Genomic DNA, 24,171 nt, shown 5'->3' with positions numbered 1-24,171 from the left:
CCATGGACCACCTGGCCCCCGCCATCGACACCGAGCTGCTGCCGCCCCTGCTGCAGGACTTCGTGCGCCTGATCGGCTTGGAGGCCACCCTCACCCTGGTGCGCGCCCACGGCGGGCTGCGCATCTTCATCCCCACCCCCGCCCGCTGCAAAGAGGATCACCCCTTCGCGCAGCTCATCGGCCTGGACAACCTGCTCGCGCTGGCCCGCGAGTACGGAGCGTCGAACCACTTCGCACTCCCCAAGGCAGAGCGCGCACTGCTGGCCGTGCGCGACGCCCGCATCGCCCACGCCTACGCCCACCACAAGACCGCCCGCGAGCTGGCGGCCGAGTTCCACCTGACCGAACGCCATATCGAGCGCATCGTCGCTGCGGCCGGGGTGACGGCCCCGCGAGATCGGCAGCAGGGGACGCTGTTTTAAAAGGCGGCGCGGAGCTTTTTACCGTCCGACCCCGTCCATGGTCGGACGTCCACTGCGCTCTGTGGACAAGTGGGCTAAACCTCTGATTCGTTTGATTTTTCACAGGTCGGACGCTCCTGTACCCGTCCGACCATGGTGCGTCCGACCATGACGCCTCGATATAGCACGGCCGGAGACCGAGTCAGACGCTCGGTCCTTCCGCGCTTCCTCCAGTGAAACCGGGCGCTAAGGGCTCGGAACCGCTTTCTGGCACCCAAAGCCCGCCCGGCACCGGAATTCGCCCATTTCGGCCGATCTGGGCCTGCGGAGTGCCCATTTCGCGCCAATCCGGCCGTGACGCTATTGGAAGCCCCAATCGGCTGTAAACCCGCGCCAGCATTAGCGATCGCCCAACTTATCCACAGCCCCGGGCAGCGCCATACCGGTCACCCCCCCATCCGAGGCCCGCGCCTGCGGGCCCGACGCTCAGTGCAGCATCAACGCGAGCGTGGCGTTGAGGTGCTCGGTCGGCGGGCGGCGCAGTCCGCTGCGCGCATAGCGCTGCAGCCTGCCGCGCACGAGGTCGCACAGCGCGGCGGCGCGGACCTGCGCATCGACTGTCGGGGTGGAGGAGCCGGCCGCTTCGGCGGCCCCCCGCAGGCACTGGCGCAGCGTCGATTCGATCCGGTCGAAGAACTGGCCCATGCGCTGCTGCAGCCGCTCGTGCTCGAGGACGAGGGCATCGCCGACCATCACGCGCACCATGCCGGGGTTGCGCTCGCCGAACTGCAGGACCATGGCCACCACGCGTGCCGCACGGCGCGCCCCTTCCGCCGACGAGGGAGCATCCGGCACCTCGCGCTCCACGATCTGGGCGACGAGCGCGAAGACCGACTGCTCGATGAACTCGATGAGGCCTTCGAACATCTGCGCCTTGCTGGCGAAGTGTCGGTACAGGGCCGCCTCGCTCACCTGCAGCCGCGCGGCCAGGGCGGCCGTCGTGATCCGCTCGCCGCCAGGCTGCTCCAGCATGGCCGCCAGGGCCTGCAGGATCTGCACCCGCCGCTCGCCCGGCTTGGGCCGCCGACGGCCAGCGGCCGCGGGCGGCGCATCCCCGGCTTCTGGGCCGTCGTTGGAAGGAAGGGGAAGGGATTCAGCCATGGCCGCAAATGTATGCAATTGATTCTCGCATACCGTTTCCACCGCACGACGACCGCTACCCCGCGCCCGCATCCGCCGGAATGGCCACGCTGGCGCGCAGCCCCCGGCCCAGCCGGCCCGGCCGCAGCTGCAGCGCTCCCCCGTGCCCGCGGGCGATCTCGTCGGCGATCGCCAGCCCGAGGCCGGTCCCGTCCCCTGCGGCACCCGGAACCCGGTAGAACCGCTGCAGCACCTTGCCGCGCTCGGACTCCGCAAGGCCGGGGCCGTCGTCCTCCACCTCCAGGATCGCACAGCAAGGCCCGCTGCCACCAGGCCGCACCCCGCAGCGCAAGGTGACGCACCCACCCTCCGGCGTGTACCGGATGGCGTTGTCCACCAGGTTGGACAGCAGTTCACGCAGCAGCCACCCATGGCCGGACACCTCGGCCGGCTCCACTTCCAGCCCCAGATCGAGCCCCCGGGCAGTGGCAGCGTCCAGGAAATCCTCCAGCAGGCTTTCGCAGAGCGCCTTGAGATCCACCCGCTGCTGGGGCTGGGCATCCACGCTGCCCGCGTCGGCACGCGACAGGGCCAGCAGCTGGTGCACGAGCTTGGAGGTGCGGCGTGCCGCCCGGCGCAGCGCCTCGATGTCCTGCACGCCCAGAACAATGCCTCCCCGGACACGTCCATCCCCTTCGGCACGGCCGTGGTCCGCGGCCCGGGCGGCCAGTGCCCATGCCTCCACCTGGGCCTGCAGGCCCGCCAGCGGCGTCCGCAACTGGTGGGCCGCATCCGCGACGAAACGGCGCTGTCCCTCGGTCTGCGCATTGACCAGGACAAAAAGCCGGTTGAGCGAGTGCACCAGCGGGCGCACTTCGGCGGGCGAGGCTTCTTCCGGAATGGGGCTCAGGTCGCGCGGCGAGCGGTGCTCGACGGCCTCGGCCAGATCCACCAGCGGCTTGAATGCCTGGTGCACCGCCCAATGGATCGCCAGCCCCGCCGCCGCGACCAGCACGAGATTGGGCAGCAGAACCCGCAGCAGCATCTGCTGCCCCCACTGCTGGCGTGGATCGGACCCGTCGGCCAGCGAAACCACCAGTTCCCCTGCCCCGGTACGGGTCCGCTGCACGGCGACGCGATAAACCACGCTGTCGTGCTCCATGCTGTGGAACTCCGGCTCATGCGTGAGCGGCACGAAGCTGTAGAGCCACGGGTCGCCGAGCAGGATGCGCCCCGACAGGTCCTGCACGCTATAGCCCGCATAGCCGGTGTTCTGGCGCAGGAACTCCTCGACCGGAGGCGCCAGCAGCAGCACGGGGGGCTCCCCGTCGCGCCGGGAAGGCGCGGCCAGCGAATCGGCGAGCGCTGGCAGCAGCCGCACGAGGCGCTGGTCGTGCCGGCTGGCGGCAGCGTCCGCGGACCGGTAGTCGAGCCATGCACCCGCCAAGGCGAGGGCGCACAGCGGCAGCACCAGAAAGAACAGCAGGCGGTTGCGCAGGACCGACGTCATCGTGCCGGACGCAGCCGTCAGTCCTGCAAAGGCACCAGCAACTCCAGCCGGTAGCCAAAGCCCCGGATGGACCGCAGCGCCACGCCGCCGGGCTCCAGCTTGGAGCGCAGGCGGGACACATACACCTCCACGGCATTGGGGGTGATCTCCTTGTCCCAGCCGGTCAGCGCCTGGACCAGCTTTTCCTTGCTCGCCGGCTTGGGCGCGTGGATCAGCAGGTACTCGAGCACCGTCCACTCCCGCGGTCCGAGTTCGATGGGCTGGCGCACCGCCGGTCCGCCGCCTGCGGCAGGACAACGCAGGCTCGCGTGCCGGCCTGCCGTGTCCAGTTCCAGCGGCCCGAAGCTCAGCAACGCGGTGGTGGCGGCATGCGAGCGGCGCAGCAGCGCGCGCAGCCGTGCCAGCAGTTCGGGCAGTTCGTAGGGCTTGACCATGTAGTCGTCCGCCCCGAGGTCCAGGCCCTGGACCCGGTCGTGCAGGGCATCGCGGGCCGTGAGGATGAGCACCGGCATCGACGGGCTGGCCATCTCCGGATGGCGCAGGCGGCGCGTCAGCTCCAGGCCGTCCATACCCGGCAGCCCGATGTCGATGATGGCGGCATCGAACGTCTCGCCGCGCAGTACCTCTTCCGCCCGCTCTCCGCTGCCGACCCAGTCCACCGCATAGCCCGCATCCGTAAGGCCCAGCTTGATGCCGCTGGCCAGCATCACGTCGTCCTCGACGAGCAGCAGGCGCATAAAAGGACAAGCCGGCCGGCCGCCGCGCTCAATGGCTGCGGATCATCGTGCCGTAGGCCTGCTCGGTCAGGATCTCCAGCAGCATCGCATGGGGCACGCGGCCATCCACGATGTGCACCGCATTGACGCCGCTCTTGGCCGCGTCGATGGCCCCCGCGATCTTGGGCAGCATGCCTCCGGAAATCGTGCCGTCCACCACGAGCTCATCGATCTCGCGGGCCGTGAGCTCGGTGATGAGCTCGCCGGCCTTGTTCAGCACGCCGGGAATGTTGGTGAGCATCATCAGCTTCTCGGCCTTGAGCACCGTGGCCAGCTTGCTGGCGACCACGTCGGCATTGATGTTGTAGCTCTCGTTTTCCTCGCCGAAACCGAGCGGGCTGATCACCGGGATAAAGGCATCGTCCTGCAGGGCCTTGACCACGCTGGGATCGATGGACACGATGTCGCCCACCTGCCCGATGTCGTGCTCCTTGTTGGGGTCATCCTTGTCCAGCATCTTCAGCTTGCGCGCCCGGATCAGGCCGCCGTCGCGCCCCGTCAGGCCCACGGCCTTGCCGCCGGCCTGGTTGATCAGGCCCACGATGTCCTGCTGCACTTCCCCGGCCAGCACCCACTCGACCACCTCCATGGTCTCGGCATCGGTCACCCGCATGCCCTGGATGAACTGCCCCTGCTTGCCCAGGCGCTTGAGCGCCGTCTCGATCTGGGGGCCGCCGCCATGTACCACCACCGGGTTCATGCCGACCAGCTTGAGCAGCACCACGTCTTCCGCGAAATCGGCCTGCAGTGCCGGGTCGGTCATGGCGTTGCCGCCGTACTTGATGACGATGGTCTTGCCGTGGAACTTGCGGATGTAGGGCAGAGCCTGAGCCAGGATCTCGGCCTTGTCCCGGGGGGCGATGGATTGCAGATCGGTCATGGAACGCTCGACGTGGAAAAACAGGGCGGCAGTCAGTGGAAATGTGCGCATTGTGCCCGCTCTGCCGCACCCTGCGGCTCGCCGGAGGCCACGCCCCGGCGCGGACGACCGCTCAGTGCCTCAGCCAGACGGGCACCTTGAACCGCACGATGGCCAGGTAGGCCGTCACGTAGGTCAGGCCGAACAGCCCACAGAACACCATCAGGATCGGCGTATTGCTCCAGAACAGCACGGCCGGCACCACGGTGAGCATCGTGAAACCCCAGAGATAGGGCGATGTGCGGTTGTTGCGCATGAGCACCCTCCGCGACTCGTCGTCGTGGAACACGCCGCGCACGATGCGCCGGTAGATGAGCTGGTGGAAATGCAGCGCATCGGCCACCCCCGGCGAAACGCCCCGTGCCAGCTTGCGGTAGCTGGAAAACACCGTCTCCCATACGGGATACATCAGCAGCAGCATGGGAAACCAGGGAGACACGTCACGGTTGCGCTGCACCAGCGCGATGCTGCTGAGCGCGATCACCACTCCCCAGATATAGGCACCGCTGTCGCCCGCGAACAGCATGCCACGCGGGTAATTCCAGACCAGGAAGCCCACCGTGGCCGCCGCGGTGCAGATCAGCAGGGAAGCCAGGGCACGGTCGCCCACCTGCAGGCTCACGTGCGCCAGGGCGAGGCAGATGATCAATGCCACCATGCCCGCCAGCCCGTTGTAGCCGTCGATGATGTTGAAGGCGTGCGGCAGGCCCGCGACCGCCAGCACCACGATGAACATGCCCACCCAGGGCATTTCCGCCAGGTGCGCATCCAGCCAGGGCAGCCCCAGCCGGGGCACGTTCATGTTGAGCACCATCAGCGCGATCCCGCCGGACAGCGCGGTGAGCAGCAGCCTGTAGCGCACGGGCAGGCGCTGCGTCATGTCCTCCGCCATGCCACCGATGGCCGCCGGCAGCAGGCAGGCCATCCACCAGCCCACCCAGGAACCCATCCGCAGCGATCCCGGATCACCCCACCAGATCGACTGGAGGGCGCCCAGCGCCCAGCTGAGAACCATCCCCACCAGCAGCGCCGCGCCTCCCAGGCGAGGCACGTCCCCCAGGTGGAAACGCTGCGGCATGGCCTCGCTGTAGTTCGCGGCGTGGTCTCGCCCCCAACGGACGATGCAGGCGGCAGCGAGGGCCGTCGCCATAAAGCTGACCAGAGACAACCAGATCATGGGGCGCCGATCCTACGCGCTTCGGCGGTATCCGCATGCAACAAAGATCGCGCCTGGTGATACACCGGCGACGTCCACAGCCTCAGAAGGCTGCGGACATGCCATCCCAGGTGGGCCATACGGCGCCGGCTGGCGCGCTGGCCGGCGTGGCCCACGCGCACCGGCACCCTGGCCAGCCGCCAGCCCCTCAGGCGCAGGCGCAGGCAGAGATCCACATCTTCGCAGTACATGAAATAGCGCTCGTCGAATCCCCCCACCGCCTTCCATGCGGCGGCCGGAAACACGAGGAACGCAGCATTCACCCAATCCGTACGGCGATCGGGTTGCCGGAGGATGCGCCGGCGCCAGAGGGCACCGGGCGTGGGCAGTTCCCGTTCGGAATCCTGGAGCACCCCACAGGCGTCCACCTGCTCCGGATAGGCGCAGCCGATGCCCGGCTCCGATGCAGCTCGGAGCAAGCGCTCGAATGGATCGGTGTCGAGAAAGGCGACATCCGGATTGAGAACGCCCACGAAGGGCTCCGTGGCGCCATCCAGCGCCATGTTGTGGTTGGCGCCGAAGCCCAGGGGCTGGGCATTCCGGCGGACATCCAGCGCGAACGGCCAACCCGTACGCCCCGGCGGTAGCGGCGGGGGCGGCTCCGGTATGTTGAAAGTCAACACGACCCGTGTCACGCTGCCGGCGCACCAGCGGGCCATGCCGTGCAGCATGGCATGCAGAAGAGGGCCGTGGCCGTGGCTGACGACCGATACAGCAAGGCCGCCAGATGGGAATGGTGTTGTCATGAACCGCGTATTGTCGCCTCCCCCGGCCGGCACCCCTGTAGGAGACCACTCACGCACACGCGGGAAGCCCATCAGGGCACGGTCATAATCCCGGGATGACCCAAACAATCGAGGATTTGCACGTCTATCTCCGCAGTATCCGCCCCGACGAGCGCACCTCACTTTCGGTGCTGGCAGAGCAGATCCGCCCCGGCGCGACGGTGCTGGACCTGGGATGCGGAAGCGGCGCATTGGGCCAGTATCTCGCGCAGACCCGCAGCGCGGTCAGCGACGGCGTGACCTGGAGCGAGGCAGAAGCCAGCCATGCACGCCCCCACTACCGCCGCGTCGTGGTCGATGATCTGGAAACCTGCGACCTCGTTACCGTTTTTACCGGCCAACGCTACGACTATATCGTCTGCGCCGATGTCCTGGAACATCTGCGCCGTCCGGAGCAGGTACTGCAGCAATGCCGCCACCTCCTGGCCCCTGCGGGGCGCGTGCTGATTTCCGTCCCGAATGCCGGCTACTGCGGGCTCGTCGCAGAATTGCTGCAGGGCGAGTTCCGCTACCGGGAAGAAGGCCTGCTGGACCGTACCCACCTGCGCTTCTTCACCCGGAGATCGCTGGCACGGTTCCTGGGGGAACAGGCCTGGGCCCTCGAAGACATCGACACCATCCGGCGCGAGATACCGGAATCCGAGTTCGACGCCGCCTTCGACAAGCTGCCGCCCGCAGTGGCCCGGCATCTGCTCGCCACGCCGGACGCCATCGCCTACCAGTTCATTGCGAGGGCCCTGCCGGCAGCGGAAGCGGTGGCCAGTGATGCAGCAGGTGAAGACCATGGCACGGAGCCCGCCCGGCCGCTTTTCACCGCCCAGCTCTACTGGGGCACCCGGCACGGCTTCGCCGAGGAGCAGAAGCTCACGGCCTGCGGGACGATCGGCGAGCACCGCCAGACCCTGCGCTTCGACCTCCCGGGTTCCAGCGAGCCCATCACCCAGTTGCGCCTCGACCCTGCCGACCGGCCAGGCTTCCTGCATTTGCACGGGATCACCCTGCGCGCACCGGATGGCAGCGCCGCCTGGTCATGGCAGGCCGACGCCTCCTCGCGCGCCGTGATGGAGAAGCAGCCGCAGCAACAGATGGCCTGGAATCTCCAGGCCCTTCCTGCCGCCGGTGCGGCCAGCCTGGTGCTCCTCACCGGGGACGACCCCTGGATGCAATTGCCGGTGCCTCCGGAGGCACTGGCCGCCGTGTGCACCCATCCTGGCAACGCCTGGCTGGAAGTGGACCTGGGCTGGCCCATGTCGGCCGACTATCTCGCGCTTTCCGGCACCGTCCGCCCGCTGCAGGACCAGATCGTCCAATTGAAGGACGAACACCATGCCACGCAGGTCAGGATGAATGCCGAGCTGGAGACCGCGCGCAATGCCTGGACAGAGGAGCGCCAGGCGATGGAAGGCTGGAACCAGACGCTGGAATCGCAACTCAGGTCTCTCCAGCAGGCAAACGGTAAGGTGCTACAGCAGTTCAACGAACTTCAGCAGCAACGCAACGAACTGCAGCAGCAGGCCTCCCAGTCCCTGCGCGACATCACGCGGCTGCAGCACGAACTGGGATGCGCGCGCCGGGACTTCAATTCGCTCTCCAGCCACCTGCATTCCATCGAAAACTCCACCGTGTTCCGCGCCACGCGCCCCATCGTCCACGCCAAGATGCGCCTCGACAAAATCCTGGGCCGGGCGCCACGCGCCGTGGAACCGGTCCGCCACATCCCCGTTCCCGTCGCGCCTCCCGCGCATCCTGTCGATGTCATCGTACCGGTCTACCGCGGACTGGCCGACACCCGGCTGTGCGTGGAATCGGTCCTCGCCAGCGGCTGCCACACGCCCTATCGCCTCGTCGTCATCAACGACTGCAGCCCCGAGCCTGAAGTCACTGCCTGGCTGCGTGAACGGGCGGCCGGGGACGACCGCATCCTGCTGCTCGAGAACGAGGAGAACCTCGGTTTCGTGGGTACGGTCAACCGCGGCATGGCGCTGAGCGGCAGCAACGACGTGCTGCTGCTCAACAGCGACACGGAGGTCGCCAACGACTGGCTCGACCGCATCCGCCAGGCCGCCTATGGCGACGCGAAGGTCGCCTCCGTCACCCCGTTCTCCAACAACGCGACGATCTGCAGCTACCCGCGCTTCTGCAAGGACAACAACCTTCCCCCGGGCTATGACACGGCGCGCCTGGACGCCCTGTGCGCCAGGACCAACCCCGGCGCCGTGGTCGATGTGCCGACGGGCGTGGGGTTCTGCATGTACATCCGGCGGGACTGCCTGCAGCAGGTCGGCCTTTTCGACACGGAACACTTCGGCAAGGGCTACGGCGAAGAGAACGATTTCTGCCAGCGCGCACAGGCCGCCGGCTGGCGCAACCTGCACCTGCTGGACACCTTCGTGCTGCACACCGGCGGCGTGAGCTTCGGCGACAGCAAGAGTCCCCGCGAGCTGGCTGCCATGGAGATCCTGCGCCGCCTGCATCCGAACTACGACCGCGACGTGCATGCCTTCGTGCGCGCCGATCCCGCGGCTCCTTACCGGCTGGCGCTCGATGCGGCACGCATCACGGAGGCCGGCCAACCGCTGGTGCTGGCCGTGCTGCACGACCGCGCGGGCGGTACGGTGCGCCATGTCCGCGAGCTGGCATCCCACCTGGGCGGGCAGGCGCAGATCCTCACGCTGACACCGGCGCACGGCCACAGCGTCAAGCTGCGCATGGCGAGCGAGGAGGAAGGGTTCGAACTGGCGTTCCGGCTGAACGACCAGTACGACGCGCTGATCGACGTGCTGCGCCGCCTGGGCGTAAGCCACGTGCACTTCCACCACCTGCTGGGCCATGGCCAGGAAGTGCGCAATCTGCCCCATCTGCTGGGCGTGGCCTACGACTTCACGGCACACGACTACTACAGCTATTGCACCCACATCTCCATGACCGGCACCGGCCACCGGTATGCCGGGGAGACCGGGCCGGGCCAGTGCCAGTGCTGCCCCGCCGACATGCAGGCACCGGCCGGAGGCACGGTGGCCCAATGGCGCCAGGCCAATGCCCGCCTGCTGGATGGCGCACGCTACGTGCTCGCCCCGAGCCAGGACACGGCCCGCCGCATCGCGGCATTCGCGCCCAATGCGCGGGTACTCGCCGTGCCGCACACCGACATGCCGAAGGCCTCCGCGCTGCCGGTGCCTGCGCCCCACCCGCTGCCGGAAGGCCGCAGGCTGAAGGTGGTGGTCATCGGCGCGCTCAGCGCCATCAAGGGCGCGGACCTTCTGGAGGCCGTCGCCATCGAAGCGGCCCGGCGCAATGCGCCCGTGGATTTCCATCTCATCGGCTACGGCTATCGCAGCCTGCAGACCCAGCCCCGCGCGCACCTCACCGTGCACGGCGAATACGCCGAAAAAGACCTGCCGCAACTGCTGCAGTGGCTGCAACCGGACATCGTGTGGTTCCCGGCCCAGTGGCCCGAAACGTACAGCTACACGCTCAGCGCCGCGCTCCTGGCAGGACTGCCCGTGGCCGTTCCGGACATCGGCGCATTCCACGAGCGGATCGTCGGCCGCCCCTGGAGCTGGGTGCACTCCTGGGATGCCACGGCCGCCCAGTGGCTGGCCTGGTTCGAAGGGATCCGCAGCACGCACTTCGCGACCGGCGAAGCACCTGCGTTGCCGCAGCCGCTGCCCCTCCCCGAAGGCATGGACAGCCAAACCGCGCCGGCAGGCTTCCACTATCGCGCCGACTATCTGTCGGGCGTCACGGCAATGGCGCCGTCGCAGCCACTGTCACTGGAGGAGCTGCAGCATCTCCAGCCCCAGGCGACTCCCGCCGCAGCGGCGAAATCGGGCCTGCTGTCGGCGGTGGTGTACCTGCGGTCACTGCCGGTTCTGCGGGGCGTGGCGCGGCGCATTCCATCCCATTGGCAACGCCGCGTGAAGAACTGGCTGCAGGCCTGACCTGAGCCAGGCAACGGCGACCCAGGCCCGCCAGGCCTGGCCGCCGCCATGGCCGCAGCCTGGAGGGCTCAACGTCCCAGCAGCAGGAATATCTCGTTGTTGAGCAGCCACTCGGGCGGATACTTGCCACGCAACGCTTCCGGGATCTCCATCTGCAGGCTCCGGCGTTCCTGCCGGATCACGTGGAAACCCGCCTCCGCCGTCAGGCCGACCAGTTCGTCCGCCGTAAGACGGTTCAAGGCCCGGTACTCATTGAAGACGAAGCGCTTGTACCCCTCCGGGCCGAAGTCCGCGAAACCGAAGTCGGTTTCCGCGGCATCGATGGGCCCTTCGTGCGCGCGGATGATTTCCCACAGCGCCTCTTCGCTCACCAGCAGGTGGTGCCATGGCACCTCGTCGTAGCGGCGCAGGTGAGACCCATACGGGGAATAGAACAGCGGCTCGATCTGGATGAAGAACACGCCTCCCGGCCGGAGGCATGCATGCAGATCCTTCAGGATGGGCAGCAGTTGGCCGCGATCCACGTGCTCGAAGGTGGACCAGCTCATGATCCCGTCCACGGGGGCCTGCCGGCCTGCCAGCGGCGTCCCGGGCTGGATCGTTTCGAACGTCAGTGCCGAGGGGATGCGCGACATGCCCAGTTGCTCGCGCGCGATACGCGGCAGCTTCCGGTATTCCTGGCGGATATCCACGCCATGGATGCCCGTGGCACCGTGCCTCAGCACCAGCGCCAGGTCGGTGATACCGTCCCCACACCCGAAATTCAGCAGCCTGGACGTGCGCAGATCCAGGGCCCCGCCGACCCAGTGGTTGACGACATCTGCCGCATACTCGAAATGCGCCCGGAACCATTCGTCCGTGATCCGCTTGCCATCCCAGGGAGCCATTCCCCAAAGACGCTCCTGCCACCGTCTCATCCAGTTCATGGGTTCACCGCCTTCTCCTCCATCGGATTGCGCCGGGCATCGGCACGCGCCCGGAAAAAACGCGGCGCCTCCGTCCATAGATGCCATGCGGCGGGCCGCTGCCTGAGCAGCCCGTCAAAATGCTCGAAGACCCTGTCGGTCAGTTCCTGCGGATCGGTGAACGTACCGAGCGGCGCGATCCGCAGCGTTCTGCGGCCCGAATGCAAATCGATGCCCATGTAGAAAACCGTGGCCGGCAACGCGTGGTCCACCGCCATTTGCGGCAGGACGGCAGGCACGCTGACCAGTTGCCCCAGGATGGTTGTGGTCCGCGTGACGTTGACCTGGTCTTCCGGCACATCGATGACCACCACCACCTGCTCGTCACGCCGAAGCGCTTGCCGCACGCCTTCCATGCCCCCAGGCACGAAAACCACCGGACGATGCAGCGCCATCTCCACCGAGCCCATGCGGGCACGCACGTACCGCCCGAACACCCATCGCCCGATGAAGTCACGCCCGCCAGGTGCTGCCAGCACCATGTTGCCCCGCATGCCCGCAGTGGATGCGTGGCAAAGCGCCCACATCCCGGCACCCCAATGGAAAGTGAGCAAAAGCCCCGGCTTTCCGGCGCCATCCCATGCACCGTCCACCTCGACATGGCGCTGCATCCAGGCCGCAGACCGCGTGCGGAAAAGATAATGGTCCGCATGGTCCAGCAAGGTCACCAACCTGCGTTCCGCAAGCCATTCTTCGGAAAGGCCGTGCACCCATCCCCGCGCGCTGGCCTGCGCCAGCGCTGCCTCGCAGGCGTCACGGTAAAGCCATCGCCAGCGCGCCATGCGGCGGAACAGGCGGAAGCACACCGTCCACGGCAGCACGGCCGCCAGACCGGGCAGCAGCACCACTTCCAGCAGATCCCGGCATTCCCTTGTCCACCGCGACCAGACACTGCCCCAACGCGTCATCACCGGTTCATTCCCAGCGATGCGGCAAACGGACAAGGCCTGGCATGGGCTTCGGGAAGGAAAAATGGAAGTGCAGGAACTGGAACCATTCGTCGTACACGACCAGCCCCGTCTCGTCGAAGAGATAGACGCTGATGACATAGTCGCCCGTATGCAACGGCAACTCGGGGAAAGTCAGTACCGAGCGCCAGGAGCCGTCCTCGAGCCGCACCGGCTCTGCGCCTTCTTCATGGGTTCCGAGCGAGGTAATGCCCACCCCACGTGATTGCTCGATCATGAATCCGATGTTCGGACGCTCATCTCCGCGGCCACGCACTACGATGGAGACCACCAGATCCTTGCTCTGCAGTGCGCCGGGGCGACCTCCCTGGGGCTCGGCAAGGTTTTCGACATCCACGGAAACGATGCAGGCACTACTGGCGTCGCCCGTGGTGGCTCGCGTCCGATCACGAGATTCCGCGGCAGCGGGCACTCCCCCCGGGGCCGGGTCTGCCGGAGGCAATGCCCCCGTAACGTGGTGCGGCTCCTCCTGGGAATCCTGGGAAGCGCCGTCGCGCAGACGGGTGTGCAGATCGTAGGCCGCCAGCACAGGCTCCGTCGGCCCGAACTGCTCCACGCAGCCATCCTTCAGCCACAGGGCAACGTCGCACAGATGCCGTATGTGATAGGGGCTGTGTGAACAGAACAGGATGGTGCAGCCCGCTTCGCGGAAAGCCATGATACGGTCCACGCATTTTTTCTGGAAATGCTGGTCTCCCACCGCCAATGCCTCATCGATGATGAGCACATCAGGCTGCACTGCAGTGACCAGGGCAAAGGCAAGGCGCACCGCCATGCCCGAAGAGTAGGTCTTCACAGGCCGGTCCAGCGCATGCCCGAGTTCGCTGAACTCGACGATCTCGGGCTCCAGGCGCCGCATCGTCTCGCGGTCTATGCCGATCAGGCTGCCGCCGAAATACAGATTGTCCCGTCCGCTGAAATCCGGATGGAAGCCGGCTCCCAGCTCCAGAATGGCCGTCACCCGCCCTACCCGCTCGATCGAGCCGGTCGATGGCTGAAGCGTTCCGGCCAGCAGTTTCAGCAGCGAACTCTTGCCGGCACCGTTGTCACCGATCACCCCGATGCACTGGCCGCGGCGCAATTCGAAAGATACGTCCTTCAAGGCCCAATGGCTGCGATGGTGGGAACGGCCGGTGATGAGCGACCTGAGACGCTGGCGGGGAGACGCATAGATGCGGTACTCCTTGCCGAGGTTCTTCACCTGGAGAACCGTCTCGGACAATGGCTGCAGCGCGGTCATAGCCAGTCCACCAGTTGGTCACGGCTGCGCCGGACAACGACATTCAGCGCCATGGCCACGATGACAAGCCATGCCGCGCCGGCCATCCACACACTCGCTGGAGGCCAGTCCCCCAGCAACAGCACCTGCTGGTACCCGATGACCAATGCGGTCATCGGATTGAGCCACAGTATCCAGCGCCAGTTCTCCGGGAACATGGTCAGGGGGAACAGGATGGGAGTGAGGTAGATCCCCACCGAAAGCAGGAAACCCACGATCTGCACCGTATCGCGCAGGGCAGCGGCAAGAATCGCCAGCAGGTATCCGATGAGCCAGCTCAGGAGCAACTGCAGCAGCAGCAACGGCACCATCGCCAGCAGGGCAGGACGCACGCCATGCAGAGGGGTATAGACCAAGGCCACCAGCAAAAGCAGCGGCCCGAAAATAACGCCGCTGGCCAGCACGGCCCGTGTCGTGAAGAGCACGGGCGGCAACGGATTCTTCTGCAGTGTTCCCCCCGCCTCGATCAAACTGTTCATGCCCCGGGACACGGCATCGCAGAACGCCATCCATGGCAGCGCCCCCACGACCAGGAATGTGCCTACTGCGTGGGTTGGGGCTCCAGTGCCGAGCCGCATGGAGAACACGACGTCGAAGACGAGATAGTAGGCCGCAACGGTCAGCAAAGGCTGCAGGTAAGGCCACAGGATTCCGACGGCCGTGCCCGCGTGGCGTGCCGCCACCTCTCGCCGGGTCAACACCCACACCAGAGAGCGGGCGCTCCAGACGGCACCCCACTCGTTCCTCAAAGTCTGCATGAAGAAAACCATCAGCGGCGGGCCAGGACCCGCCAGGCAACGCGCAGGAACGGACGTCCTGCGCCTCGAACGCAAACGCAGAGCTTACGCTTACGGGGCCGTCTTCACCGGCTGCGGATTGTAGCCAGCTGCAAAAGCTTCGATGGCTTCCTTGTTGATCTTCGCTTCCTTCTGCAGCGCCTGGGCATCGGCGACCCTGGCCTCCTGCTGCACGTTCGCACGGACTTCCTGCATCAGCTCGCCACGCACCTCATCGAAGCTGCGCGTTCTCGGAGCATGGCGACCTTCGAGTTGCAGAATGTGGTAACCGAACTTGCTCTGCACGATGCCGCTCAATTCGCCCGGCTTGGTCAGCGCGAATGCGGCCTTGTCGAACTCCGGCACCATCTTGCCCGCTTCAAAGAAGCCGAGGTCACCACCCTTGGCGGCACTGCCCTTGTCCGCCGAGCGCTCCTTGGCCAGTTGAGCGAAATCCGCACCGGCCTTGAGCTCCTGCTCGATCTTTTCAATTTGCGCCCGGGAATCCGCCCCCGTGCCTGCAATCAGGATGTGTCGAACCTGTACCTGTTCAGGCACCTTGAAACGCTCCGGCTTGGCCTTGTAGATGTTGCGAGCCAATCCTTCGGCAGTCGCATCCGAGAGCATGTTGTCCTTGTCCACCTTGGCCAGATAAGCATCGGACAGCACCTTGTCACGTGCTACCCGCAGCGCAGCGGCCACCTCCGGGTCCTTCTCCAACGCTGCGGCTTCGGCGCGTTGAGCCATGGCACGACGTGCATACAGATTGGAAGCGATCTGGGTCACTGTCTGCGGACGGGACAACACGGTATCGCGCATTTCCGGAGGCATGCGCAATGCATCGGCTCGCATATCGCTGCTGTCGATCGCGATATGCGGACCCTGGATCAACACGGATTCCTGGGCGTGGGCGGACAACATCAGTGCGGAGAGCAGGGCACCGGCGCAGAGGCGGAAAGCGGAACGTTTCATGTATGAGTCAACCATCAGTGAGAAATGAAAAAAGGCGGGGGAGACCCCCGCCTTTTTTGGATCACATTGCTGTGAAAAGTGCCGTAGCGACAGTGAATTACTGTGCAACCGGGAACGTGAAGCGGTGGGGCCACGTGATACCGTAGGTACCGGACGTGCCAGCCGATGCCAGCGGGTTGGTGAGCTTGATGAACGAGGCGCCGATGATCGGCAGACCACGGCCATTGTTCGGCACGTCCACGCGGCTCCAGCCGTTGGTGTAGGCACCGGTCGTCAGCTGTTGGGCTGCAACCGAAGCGCCCAGCACGGAGCCCGAAGAGAAGCTCAGCACGCTGGTTTCGCCGCAGAAGCGGGTCTGCGTCACGGAACCAGGCGAGAACACGGCGCCGGCGGTTTGCGTGTTTTCTTCGCGGTCATAGAAAGCCTGACCGGTGGAGTTCACGCAGATGGCGCCGCCCACAGCTTGCAGCGAGGTGTTGCTGGGATTGAAGCGCTCGTCGGCCACACCGCCGCTGGCGTTCAGGTCAGTGAACAGGCGGATGTTGGACGTGTCGGCGGGGCTTTGGTTAGCCGCAGCGTAGTTCGCAGCCACGTTGTAGCGACGGGTAGGCATGGAGAACAGCCAGTCCGTCTTGGCCGAGATGGAACCATCGGTAGCGTACTGGTTGGTGATGGAAGTCACAGCCAGGGCGTTCGTCAGGTTCGTGGCCTGCACCAGAGGCGTCACGGCAACACCGGCATTAGCGGTGTAAGGCGTGGACATGTCGGGCAGGTCATAGTTCGCAGCAGCGATCTTCGGCAGGTTGCTCGGAACAGCGTTGGCAGAGTTGTACACGTTCAGGGTACGGAACAGCGGGTCGGCCGTGTAGGCATCCGGCGTGTTGGCGTTGGACGCCATTTGCGGGAAGTGCACGAAGTTGCCGACAGCAGGCACGCCGTTGTTCTCTGCACGGATGGCCGTAGCGCCACCAGCGAACGTCGTGGTTTGCGCGACGTTGATGATGTACCAGTCACCGACCAGGCCCGTGGAGGGCGTATCGAAACCAGCAGCAGCCACGGCGGCAGGCGTCGTGAAGTTCTGCAGCGTTGCATTCAGAGCTGCGGGCGTGCAAGGAGCCACGCCATTCACGTGCTTGATGGCCGTGTACAGGGGGTTCGTCGTAGTCGTGCCGGCCAGCGTGGGCGGAATGTCAGCCATGTTGAAGATTTCAACGTAGCCTTCACGGGTCTGGTTGGCTTGGTCGGTGGACACGATACCTTGGTTCAGGCGGTCGGTCACGAAACGCTGGGGCACGTTCTTCGTCAGAGCGGGCAGCGTGCAGGTGCCATCAGCCGTCTGCAGTTGAGCCACGCCATCGGAGCCAGCCGTCACGGCAGCCGTCCACACGTCGCCAGGCGACATGAAGACTTGGAAGTCCAGAATGTCGTCAGAGTTCAGGGCGCCACGGAAACGAACCTTCACGGCCTTGCCGCGGGAGGTGTCGGTGTTCACCACGTGCAGAACGGTCATGTTGCCGTTTTGCGCGTTGAAGTAAGGCACCAGCAGTGCATGGCCCACGCCGCCTTCGGCGAACGACAGCGTCGTAGCGGTCGTTGCCGTCAGCGGAGCGGCGCCGACGACCACATCAGCGGATGCGGCGCCAGCGAAGCCCAGGCCACCAATCATGGCAGCAATGCTCAGGGCCAGAACATTTTTCTTCATATCGAGAACTCCAGTTAAAAAGTTGGTAAGCGCAACTACCACGATTGATTACGCCAAAGAATAGTAGCACAGCGCATTCACGGCCTGTACTGCGGAACCTCTGCCAATCCTTCGCCTGTTGATGAAATGCAACAGTGCCTGGAGACATCACCGCACGAGGCCCACCCGAGCACGGCAGGGGTGAGCCCGACCATTCTTTGGGGTAGGGCTTGCAGACACGGAAGAGCCTGCGCGAAGCACCCTCGCGGATGCCCGGCGGGTCTGCTTCTCCGACCTCTGCAAACCTTGGGGGCGAACAATACCAAAAGAACCCTGCATTCCCAAGCAAAAAAACCCAAATTCACACACATTTCGCTTGGTGCGACCAGATCGGTCGGGGCAACCCTGTCCTTGGACGGATGCCACCTGGTTGCAACGGCCCGCATCGGCGGCGCGCGACCGGGCGTTGCTGCCTGGGGGCTGGCTCAACAGGCAATCATCTTGGCGGGTTGCCTCCACGAGCTTTCTGACGCATCAAAGATCCTGGAACCTCCACCATTGCCCGTCCTCCTGCACCCAGGTTTCGTCAAGATAGGTATCGATGCTGTTGAGCTTGACGCCGATGATCATTGGCTTGGCGGTGAGCTTGATCTTCGCGACACACTTCTCCGGCTGGCACTCCACATTCGTGACCTCGACCTCGGTGACCGAGGCGGCATTGCCGAACTGGCGCGCGAATTGTTCCTTGGTGAAGACCTTCCTGTAAGAAGGAGGCGTCAGCGCATAGGTTTTCTCGTACTGCCCTGCCATACGGGCCTTCCAATACGCGTCAGCCCGCTCCTTCACCGCCTGCTCGGGGGTGGCCGGTGCCAGTGCAGCGCACCCCGCCAATACCATCGCACCCGCGACCATGCATGCCGAACCCGACTTGAGAATGAAAGATTTGAAGTTCATGGGGAAAAATGATAAGTGAATCCGTCACTGCGGAGGCAATGGCTGGATCGTTGTAGACGTACCCGACGGCGCAGCTGGGGTGCGTCCGTTCTCCTTCAACTCGATGATCTGCAACCCCTTCAGGCGGTCGCGCAGTTCATCGCTGACCTCGCGGATGTCGATATCGGTCCGCACCACTTTGGGCGTGATCACCACCAGCAGTTCCGTACGATTGCCCGTCTTGCCGTTGTTGCTGAAGAGGCTGCCGACCAGGGGAATGTCCTGGAGCAGCGGAACACCGGATTTGGATGCGTTGCTGGTATCACGGATGAGGCCGCCCAGGACGATGGCTTCACCCGAGCGCACCGCCACCTTGCTGGTGATCTGGCGCTGCTGGAACACGGGCTGCAGAGAGACGCTCCCCGAATTGTCCGCCACGACATCCGTCACGGCCTGGTCGATCTGCATGGTGACCAGGTTGCCGGCATTCACCGAAGGGGTCACCGCCAGGCTCACCCCGGTGTCGCGATACTGGATCGTGTCGGACACGGCATTCGAACCATTGACGACGGTGATGGAGCCCGTTCTCACGGGCTGCTGGTTGCCTACGCTCATCATGGCCGTATGGTTGTCCAGCACCATCAACGACGGACTGGAGATCACTTTCAGCAGCCGTTTGGTAGCCAGGGCATTGAGCACCACCCGGACATTGCCCAGCGAATTGGACAGCGCGTACGAGAAGCCGGAGGTGGTCGGCGTGGGTATGGAAGCACCTATGGACGAAGTACTGCTAGGAGCGTTGGTCAGCAACTGGCCCGCCCCGTTGAGGTTCGAGGGTCCACTGTTGCTGAAAGCCCATTGCAGGCCATATTGGAGCGTGTCGTCCAGGGTGACCTCCACGATCGACGCCTCGATCAGCACCTGCGTCGGGGGCAGGTCGAGCCGCTTCAGGGTGGCCTCAATCTTCATGTAATTGGATTTCGTTCCCCAGACCAGCACCGAATTGTTCAGTTCGTCGGCCATCAGCCGGACTCCGCCGAGGTTGGCACTGACCCCTCCCTGCTGAGCGCCTGCCTGGTTCTGGTTGCCGCGGTTTCCCTGGAACGATCCGAAACCGCTGCCGCTGCTGAAACCGCCGCCGAAACCTCCACTGCCGCCGAAGCCGCCACTGCCGCCGAAACCGCTGCCAAAGGACGAGTTGCCGGCCCCTGACGAGCCGAAGCCACTGTTGAAGGACGAGTTGCCGAAGCCCGATGAGCCGTAAGAATTGGACGACGCGCCTCCGAGGCCGGGTGCCACCCCGCTGTTCGCGACGCTGCCTCCGGTCTGCCCGCCGAAGATGCCGCTCAGCACGCTCGCCAGGTGCTTCGCATTGCCGTTCTGCACGTGGTAGATGAACAGCTGCGGCTCCGCTCCGTTGTCGCTGGGCTGGTCGAGCTTCTCGATCCAGCGGCGCGCTTCGTCCAGGTAGGCAGCGCGGGGCGTCACCACGAGGATGCTGTTGATGCGCTCGATCGGCATGATGCGCAGGGCGCCGAACAGCGGATTGCCCTCGCCGAGCGTCACGGGAGCGGCATTGGCCTGGTTCGCACCAGCCGCTGCGGTCGCCGCCGCGGCAGCACCCGTGGGCGTGCCGGGAACGGCACCGGGCGCGCTGCCGCCGCCACTCACCACGCGCAGCGCGGCTTCGACCTCCTTCACGGAGGCGTACTTGAGCGGAAAGACACCGACGGACATGCCCTTGAGCAGGTCCACGTCGAAGGTGTTCACGAGGTCCATCCAGGCCTCCGCCTGGGTCCGCGTCCCGGACATCACCAGCAGGTTGCGCAGGTTGTCCACCCGGATGATCGCGTCAGGCGTCACCATGGGCCGCAGGATGGCAGCCATCTCGGCCGCGCCGATGTACTGCAGCGGGATGATGACGGCCCCGTTGCCGGGCGGCAGAGGCTCGCCGCTGCGGAACTGGCGCAGCGTCCCGCCGATGGCGCGCAGGGCGTCCGGCCGGCCGACATGGTAGGTTCCGCGGGCGTCCCGGATCATCGCCAGGCCGTTGGCCTGCAACGCGCTTTCCAGCAGGAACATGGCCTGATCCGGAGGGATGGGGTTGCGTGTGGACAATGTGACCGTGCCGTTCAGAGGCGGATGCAGCACGTAGTTCGCCTTCGCGATATCGCCCAGCATCGTGCGGACCACCTCCGCCACCGGGGCCTCCTCGAAGCTGAAGGTCATGGGCGCACCGGTCAAGGCGGGCACAGGCTTGGGGTCGGCAAGCACCTTGTCGGTACCCCTCATGATGCGGGGCTGGCTGCCCTGATCCTCGCTTGCAGCAGAGTCACCGCCAGGCTTGCCGGCGGCCGCACCATCGGCAGCAGCACCGGACCCGACGGTTGCGGGCACGCCAGCCGGCTCGGTCACGACATTGGTGGCAGGCGCGCCACCGGGCACCGAGGTCTGTGCAGCAGCCAGCTGGCATACGGCCATGGCGATGGAGGTCAGAGCGTATCGATAGGAAATCATGACTTACGTACCCAGAAGATGGGAAAGCGCACCTGCGCTGGAATTCAAGGAGTCCGCATTCCGCCGAAGACGGCGCGGCGGGGCGGGCTGCCTGCACCCGCGGAGGGCGGTATCGCCGGTTGGCCGACGTTGGAAGCTGGGGAAGGGAGCGGCGCACCGGAATACACCGTCACCGCAGCCCTGGGCAACAGCAGCGTGCGCGTCTCGCCACCACGGCTGAAGGAAACCACACGATCCTGGATGGATTTCAGTACCCAGCCGTCGATGTTGTCGTTCATCCGCAGGCGCCGCTGCTTGCCCGCCACCAGGATGATGACGCCGCCCTCCCCGCCTCCCGAATAGACGCCCGACAGGCGTGCCGAAGAGAGATTGTCCGGGGGAGGTTCGCTGGCCGACGTAGGAGGCGGTGGCGGCGGGGGACGGCGGGTGGACGAAAAGAGCGGCCTTTCCAGCATGGCAATGAAGGCACGGGTATCGGCCGTGCCGACTGCGGGCAGCACGGGCAGCAGGCCACTGACGTCCGATTTGCGCGGTTCCGGGGGCTGCCAGCGGACATTGCGCAACGTTCCATCCGGAGAAATCCACATCCACAGGAGCACCAGCGCCAATATGGCGTTCACGAAGAGCAGCAGGTGCAGGGAGTAGCGCTTCATGACCGCTCCCTCAGTACGCTCAGGCCGAACGCAACGGACAACCGCGGCGCGTTCTTCGGATCGACGTTGCCGAACCCCGCGTTCACCTGGATTTCGAGATCGTCGATGAGGACCAGCGGCAACTGGCTGTTGAGCACCGCCAGGGCACTCTGAACCGCAAGCATGTCTCCTTCGGCCCGCACGTTCAGGGGAATTCGATCGAACCCCTTGTCTTCCTTCGGGGGCAGGACCTGGCTGCTGCTCACCTGAAGCCCTGCCGCGCCGAAGATGTCCCGCACCTTCTGCTGGGCAGCATTGCCGGTCAGGCTCGCGTCCTGGCCGGCGGGATAAATGTATTGCGCACGCGCTTCCCCCGCGTTCTGCAGGGCCGCGGCAATTTCCGACTTCTGGGCTTCCAGGCCCAACAGGCGCGCATGGCGGGGCTCCAGCGCATCCAGCCGCTCCTGCGCCTCCATGTGGCGCTGGGCGACATACAAGCCGATCAGCACCAGGGGCACCAGGGCAAGCAGCAGGGTGGCGGTCAGTATCAACCGCTCTCGGGAGGGCATGCGTTTCATGGTTTGTCGCGCGTTGCCGCAGCGGAAGGAGAGGAAGCGCTCCGGGCAGGCGCCGCTGCCGGCCGGGGAGCGGTGCCGCCGAAGGTCGCCACGCCGCCAAAAGTGGCCTGGGGCGCCGACGTTACCGGTGGCGGGACTGCCGCTGGAGCCGCGACGCCGGGTGCGCTGGCCGCAGGGGTGGCAGGCACAGGCATGGAAGCGGCAGAACCGGGGGCAGACGCAGACACTGCTGCAGGCAGGGGGGTCGCGGCGGAAGACGCCGCGGCTCCGGCAGGCGCGCTGGCAGATGCGCCGAACACCTGCGGATCGAGCATGAATTCAATCGCGAAAGACTCCTTGCCGGAGTTGCCCATCCGGGTCGCCGCGGATGGCGCCCGAACTTCCTTGAAACCTGCCTCATTGCCCAGAATCTGCATCAAGGCCGAAGCATTGGCAGTCATGCCGACGATCGTGACTTTGCCCCCCTGCAGCCGGAAGCTTTGGAGAGCAGTATCGTCCGGCAGCAACTGGGTCAGCCGGTCGAGAACTTTCAAGGGTTCGATGCGGCTGGAGACCAGTTCGGACAACTGGTTCAGCTTCTCGGCCGACTGCATGAGCGCTTCACGCTGCTGGACGACCGGAGCCACGCGCTGCGTGACTTCCCCATACGATTGCGCGGCTTCCAGCGCGCGCTCCCTCAGTTGCAGGCTGGGCGTGACGGCGATGGCCAGCAGCAGCAGTCCGATCGTGCCCAGCATCGCGAGACCCGTGCGTCGCCACCGCATGGCATGGGCCTTGCGCAATCCTTCGCCGTAGCCCTCCAGAACGATGGGCTCGCCGTCTCCTGCTCGCACCCAGATTTCCGGATCGGCGCCGGCCAGGGCACCCGCCCGGCTTGCCAGGTACTGCGCGATCTGCCGGCGCGATACGAGCACCAGGTCCACGCGCGCGTTGCCTCCGGGGAGCCAGTGGGCGCGATGGCCCCAGGCCAGATCACCGGCAGGGAACGGACTGATGGAGCGCGCTTCCAGCGAAGATGCATGGGCAACGTCGACGGCCGTCATGGGCGGCAAGGCCAGCGAGCGGCGCAGCACCAGGTCCTCGGGCAGTTCCACGGCGGTGAAGGGCGGCTTGGCGATGCCCGAGCGTTCACCCTGGCGGTCCTGCCCCATCCAGACGGACTGCCGGCCGTCGGGATGGATGACGCGTACCGGCGCCGCAGGCGTGAGCCAGGCGAAAACGGGCCAGTCATGCATGTGCGACCAGGGCTGGCGGATGTCGCGCCACAGCACGCGCAGATCGACTCCCAGAAAACGGGCTTCAGAAGAGAAAGAGGACATCGCTTTTCAGGGATTGCGGGCCACCGGCTCCACGCTGGAACCGGTACGGAAGGAATACCACGGTGCTCCGTCACGGGCGCGTGCGGTCAGATCGACGCTGCGCGACACGCGCAGCCAGGTGCCATCCGCCATGGGAACCCGGGCCTCCATGCGGATCCGCCGTACGGAGGAGCTGTCGAGGAAGGCGCTGTCGAGCGCGCTCGTGTCCACCCCGGGTTCACCTGCGTCGCGCTTGTCGGCGATGGCCCTGGCTGCGGCTGCGTTTCCGCCGGCCAGTACCGTCAGGACTTCGACGGAAGCAGCCAGGGGATTCACCAGCCCCCGGCCCCGCAGGTCAGCAGTGACGAGGGGAAAAAGTCTAGCATAGAGGTCATAGTCGACTCCTGGCACCCGGAGCAGATCCTCTTCTGCCTCGAAACGCTCCTGCAACCCGGAAGGCCCGCGCTGTTCGCGGAACTGCACCGTGGCCTGCGCCAGGGCGTCCGCCTGCCCGGCAGGCACTCCGCCCGCCACCGCATAGGCTCTGGCAAGGAGCGGCACGGGGGCGCTGTTGATGTCGATAAGGCCGTTGAGCGGCATCGCCCGCACCTGCATGGCAACGCCGGCGTAACGGACTTCCGACTGCAGCATGCGGGTGATGGGCGCGTTGCTGGCGACGATGGCCTGGAGGGCCAGCTGAATGGCTGCATCGCCCAGGGCCTGCGCCTGGACGCTCTGCCGAGCCAGCGTCATCATGCGGGCCTCTTCGCGGATGGTGCGCGTAACTCCGGTAACAATGATGCTGAGCGATGCGACGATCCAGAGCACCGCGATCAGGGCCATGCCGCCGGAGGAACGAGGAGAGCGGTGGCGAAGGAAACGCA

At 65.9% G+C, this 24,171-nt stretch carries 20 protein-coding genes; 2 read left to right on the top strand and 18 right to left on the bottom strand.

Going from position 1 to position 24,171, the window contains the following annotated elements; translation table 11 throughout:
• The first annotated feature begins 2 nt into the window (after positions 1-2).
• Positions 3-422 carry a Mor transcription activator family protein gene (locus BLR05_RS04695; RefSeq protein ID WP_092832666.1) on the top strand — a complete coding sequence of 140 codons (420 nt, stop codon included), beginning with the start codon at positions 3-5 and terminating at the stop codon, positions 420-422.
• A 465-nt stretch (positions 423-887) separates the two neighbouring features.
• Here the strand turns inward: BLR05_RS04695 and slmA are convergent, their stop codons facing one another.
• From slmA to BLR05_RS04665, 6 genes are all read right to left on the bottom strand, one after another.
• Complete coding sequence (gene slmA / locus BLR05_RS04690) at positions 888-1,562, bottom strand: nucleoid occlusion factor SlmA (protein WP_092832665.1); 675 nt, start codon at positions 1,560-1,562, stop codon at positions 888-890.
• Between the two features lie 55 nt (positions 1,563-1,617).
• A complete protein-coding gene (locus tag BLR05_RS04685; protein ID WP_092832664.1) occupies positions 1,618-3,051 on the bottom strand; it encodes a sensor histidine kinase in 1,434 nt (477 codons plus the stop codon).
• A 17-nt stretch (positions 3,052-3,068) separates the two neighbouring features.
• Entirely contained in the window at positions 3,069-3,788 is a 720-nt protein-coding gene (locus BLR05_RS04680) for a response regulator (RefSeq protein WP_092832663.1), read from the bottom strand.
• A 28-nt stretch (positions 3,789-3,816) separates the two neighbouring features.
• Positions 3,817-4,707 carry an acetylglutamate kinase gene (gene argB / locus BLR05_RS04675; RefSeq protein ID WP_092832662.1) on the bottom strand — a complete coding sequence of 297 codons (891 nt, stop codon included), beginning with the start codon at positions 4,705-4,707 and terminating at the stop codon, positions 3,817-3,819.
• A 112-nt stretch (positions 4,708-4,819) separates the two neighbouring features.
• On the bottom strand, positions 4,820-5,923 hold the full coding sequence (locus BLR05_RS04670; RefSeq protein ID WP_092832661.1) for an MraY family glycosyltransferase: 1,104 nt from the start codon (positions 5,921-5,923) through the stop codon (positions 4,820-4,822).
• Positions 5,920-6,633 (bottom strand): glycosyltransferase, encoded by a 714-nt coding sequence (locus tag BLR05_RS04665; protein WP_092832660.1) that lies wholly within the window; start codon positions 6,631-6,633, stop codon positions 5,920-5,922. Before BLR05_RS04665 ends, BLR05_RS04670 begins: the two co-directional genes overlap by 4 nt.
• A gap of 170 nt (positions 6,634-6,803) precedes the next feature.
• Between BLR05_RS04665 and BLR05_RS04660 the strand changes: the two genes are divergently transcribed.
• Positions 6,804-10,688: a methyltransferase domain-containing protein gene (locus tag BLR05_RS04660; RefSeq protein ID WP_092832659.1), complete on the top strand. Its 3,885-nt coding sequence runs from the start codon at positions 6,804-6,806 to the stop codon at positions 10,686-10,688.
• Positions 10,689-10,756: 68 nt separating this feature from the next.
• Here BLR05_RS04660 and BLR05_RS04655 read toward each other — a convergent pair whose 3' ends face one another.
• The 12 genes from BLR05_RS04655 to BLR05_RS04600 all read right to left on the bottom strand — a co-directional run bounded on the left by BLR05_RS04655 (position 10,757) and on the right by BLR05_RS04600 (position 24,130).
• Entirely contained in the window at positions 10,757-11,614 is an 858-nt protein-coding gene (locus BLR05_RS04655; protein WP_092832658.1) for a class I SAM-dependent methyltransferase, read from the bottom strand.
• Positions 11,611-12,561 carry a hypothetical protein gene (locus BLR05_RS04650; RefSeq protein ID WP_092832657.1) on the bottom strand — a complete coding sequence of 317 codons (951 nt, stop codon included), beginning with the start codon at positions 12,559-12,561 and terminating at the stop codon, positions 11,611-11,613. Before BLR05_RS04650 ends, BLR05_RS04655 begins: the two co-directional genes overlap by 4 nt.
• Before the next feature lie 7 nt (positions 12,562-12,568).
• Complete coding sequence (locus tag BLR05_RS04645; RefSeq protein ID WP_092832656.1) at positions 12,569-13,861, bottom strand: ABC transporter ATP-binding protein; 1,293 nt, start codon at positions 13,859-13,861, stop codon at positions 12,569-12,571.
• Positions 13,858-14,658, bottom strand: coding sequence for an ABC transporter permease (locus BLR05_RS04640; protein ID WP_092832749.1), 801 nt, complete (start codon positions 14,656-14,658; stop codon positions 13,858-13,860). The genes BLR05_RS04645 and BLR05_RS04640 overlap by 4 nt, the downstream gene beginning before the upstream one ends.
• Before the next feature lie 90 nt (positions 14,659-14,748).
• Entirely contained in the window at positions 14,749-15,648 is a 900-nt protein-coding gene (locus BLR05_RS04635; RefSeq protein WP_092832655.1) for a peptidylprolyl isomerase, read from the bottom strand.
• A 97-nt stretch (positions 15,649-15,745) separates the two neighbouring features.
• Positions 15,746-17,350 carry a cell surface protein gene (locus tag BLR05_RS04630; protein WP_092832654.1) on the bottom strand — a complete coding sequence of 535 codons (1,605 nt, stop codon included), beginning with the start codon at positions 17,348-17,350 and terminating at the stop codon, positions 15,746-15,748.
• A 513-nt stretch (positions 17,351-17,863) separates the two neighbouring features.
• The gene (locus BLR05_RS04625; RefSeq protein ID WP_092832653.1) at positions 17,864-18,283 is read right to left on the bottom strand and encodes a hypothetical protein; all 420 of its coding nucleotides are present in this window, start codon (positions 18,281-18,283) and stop codon (positions 17,864-17,866) included.
• 24 nt (positions 18,284-18,307) lie between these two features.
• Positions 18,308-20,743: a type II secretion system secretin GspD gene (gene gspD / locus BLR05_RS04620; protein ID WP_353615658.1), complete on the bottom strand. Its 2,436-nt coding sequence runs from the start codon at positions 20,741-20,743 to the stop codon at positions 18,308-18,310.
• Positions 20,744-20,823: 80 nt separating this feature from the next.
• Positions 20,824-21,432, bottom strand: coding sequence for a hypothetical protein (locus tag BLR05_RS04615; RefSeq protein ID WP_092832651.1), 609 nt, complete (start codon positions 21,430-21,432; stop codon positions 20,824-20,826).
• Positions 21,429-21,989 carry a type II secretion system protein GspM gene (gene gspM / locus BLR05_RS04610; protein ID WP_092832650.1) on the bottom strand — a complete coding sequence of 187 codons (561 nt, stop codon included), beginning with the start codon at positions 21,987-21,989 and terminating at the stop codon, positions 21,429-21,431. The genes BLR05_RS04615 and gspM overlap by 4 nt, the downstream gene beginning before the upstream one ends.
• Complete coding sequence (locus tag BLR05_RS04605; RefSeq protein WP_092832649.1) at positions 21,986-23,308, bottom strand: PilN domain-containing protein; 1,323 nt, start codon at positions 23,306-23,308, stop codon at positions 21,986-21,988. The genes gspM and BLR05_RS04605 overlap by 4 nt, the downstream gene beginning before the upstream one ends.
• 6 nt (positions 23,309-23,314) lie before the next feature.
• Entirely contained in the window at positions 23,315-24,130 is an 816-nt protein-coding gene (locus BLR05_RS04600; protein WP_225978989.1) for a general secretion pathway protein GspK, read from the bottom strand.
• Between the last annotated feature and the right edge of the window lie 41 nt (positions 24,131-24,171).

This window comes from Paracidovorax cattleyae, assembly GCF_900104515.1.
Taxonomy (GTDB): domain Bacteria; phylum Pseudomonadota; class Gammaproteobacteria; order Burkholderiales; family Burkholderiaceae_C; genus Paracidovorax; species Paracidovorax cattleyae.
This window is presented reverse-complemented; position numbering and strand designations above follow the sequence as displayed.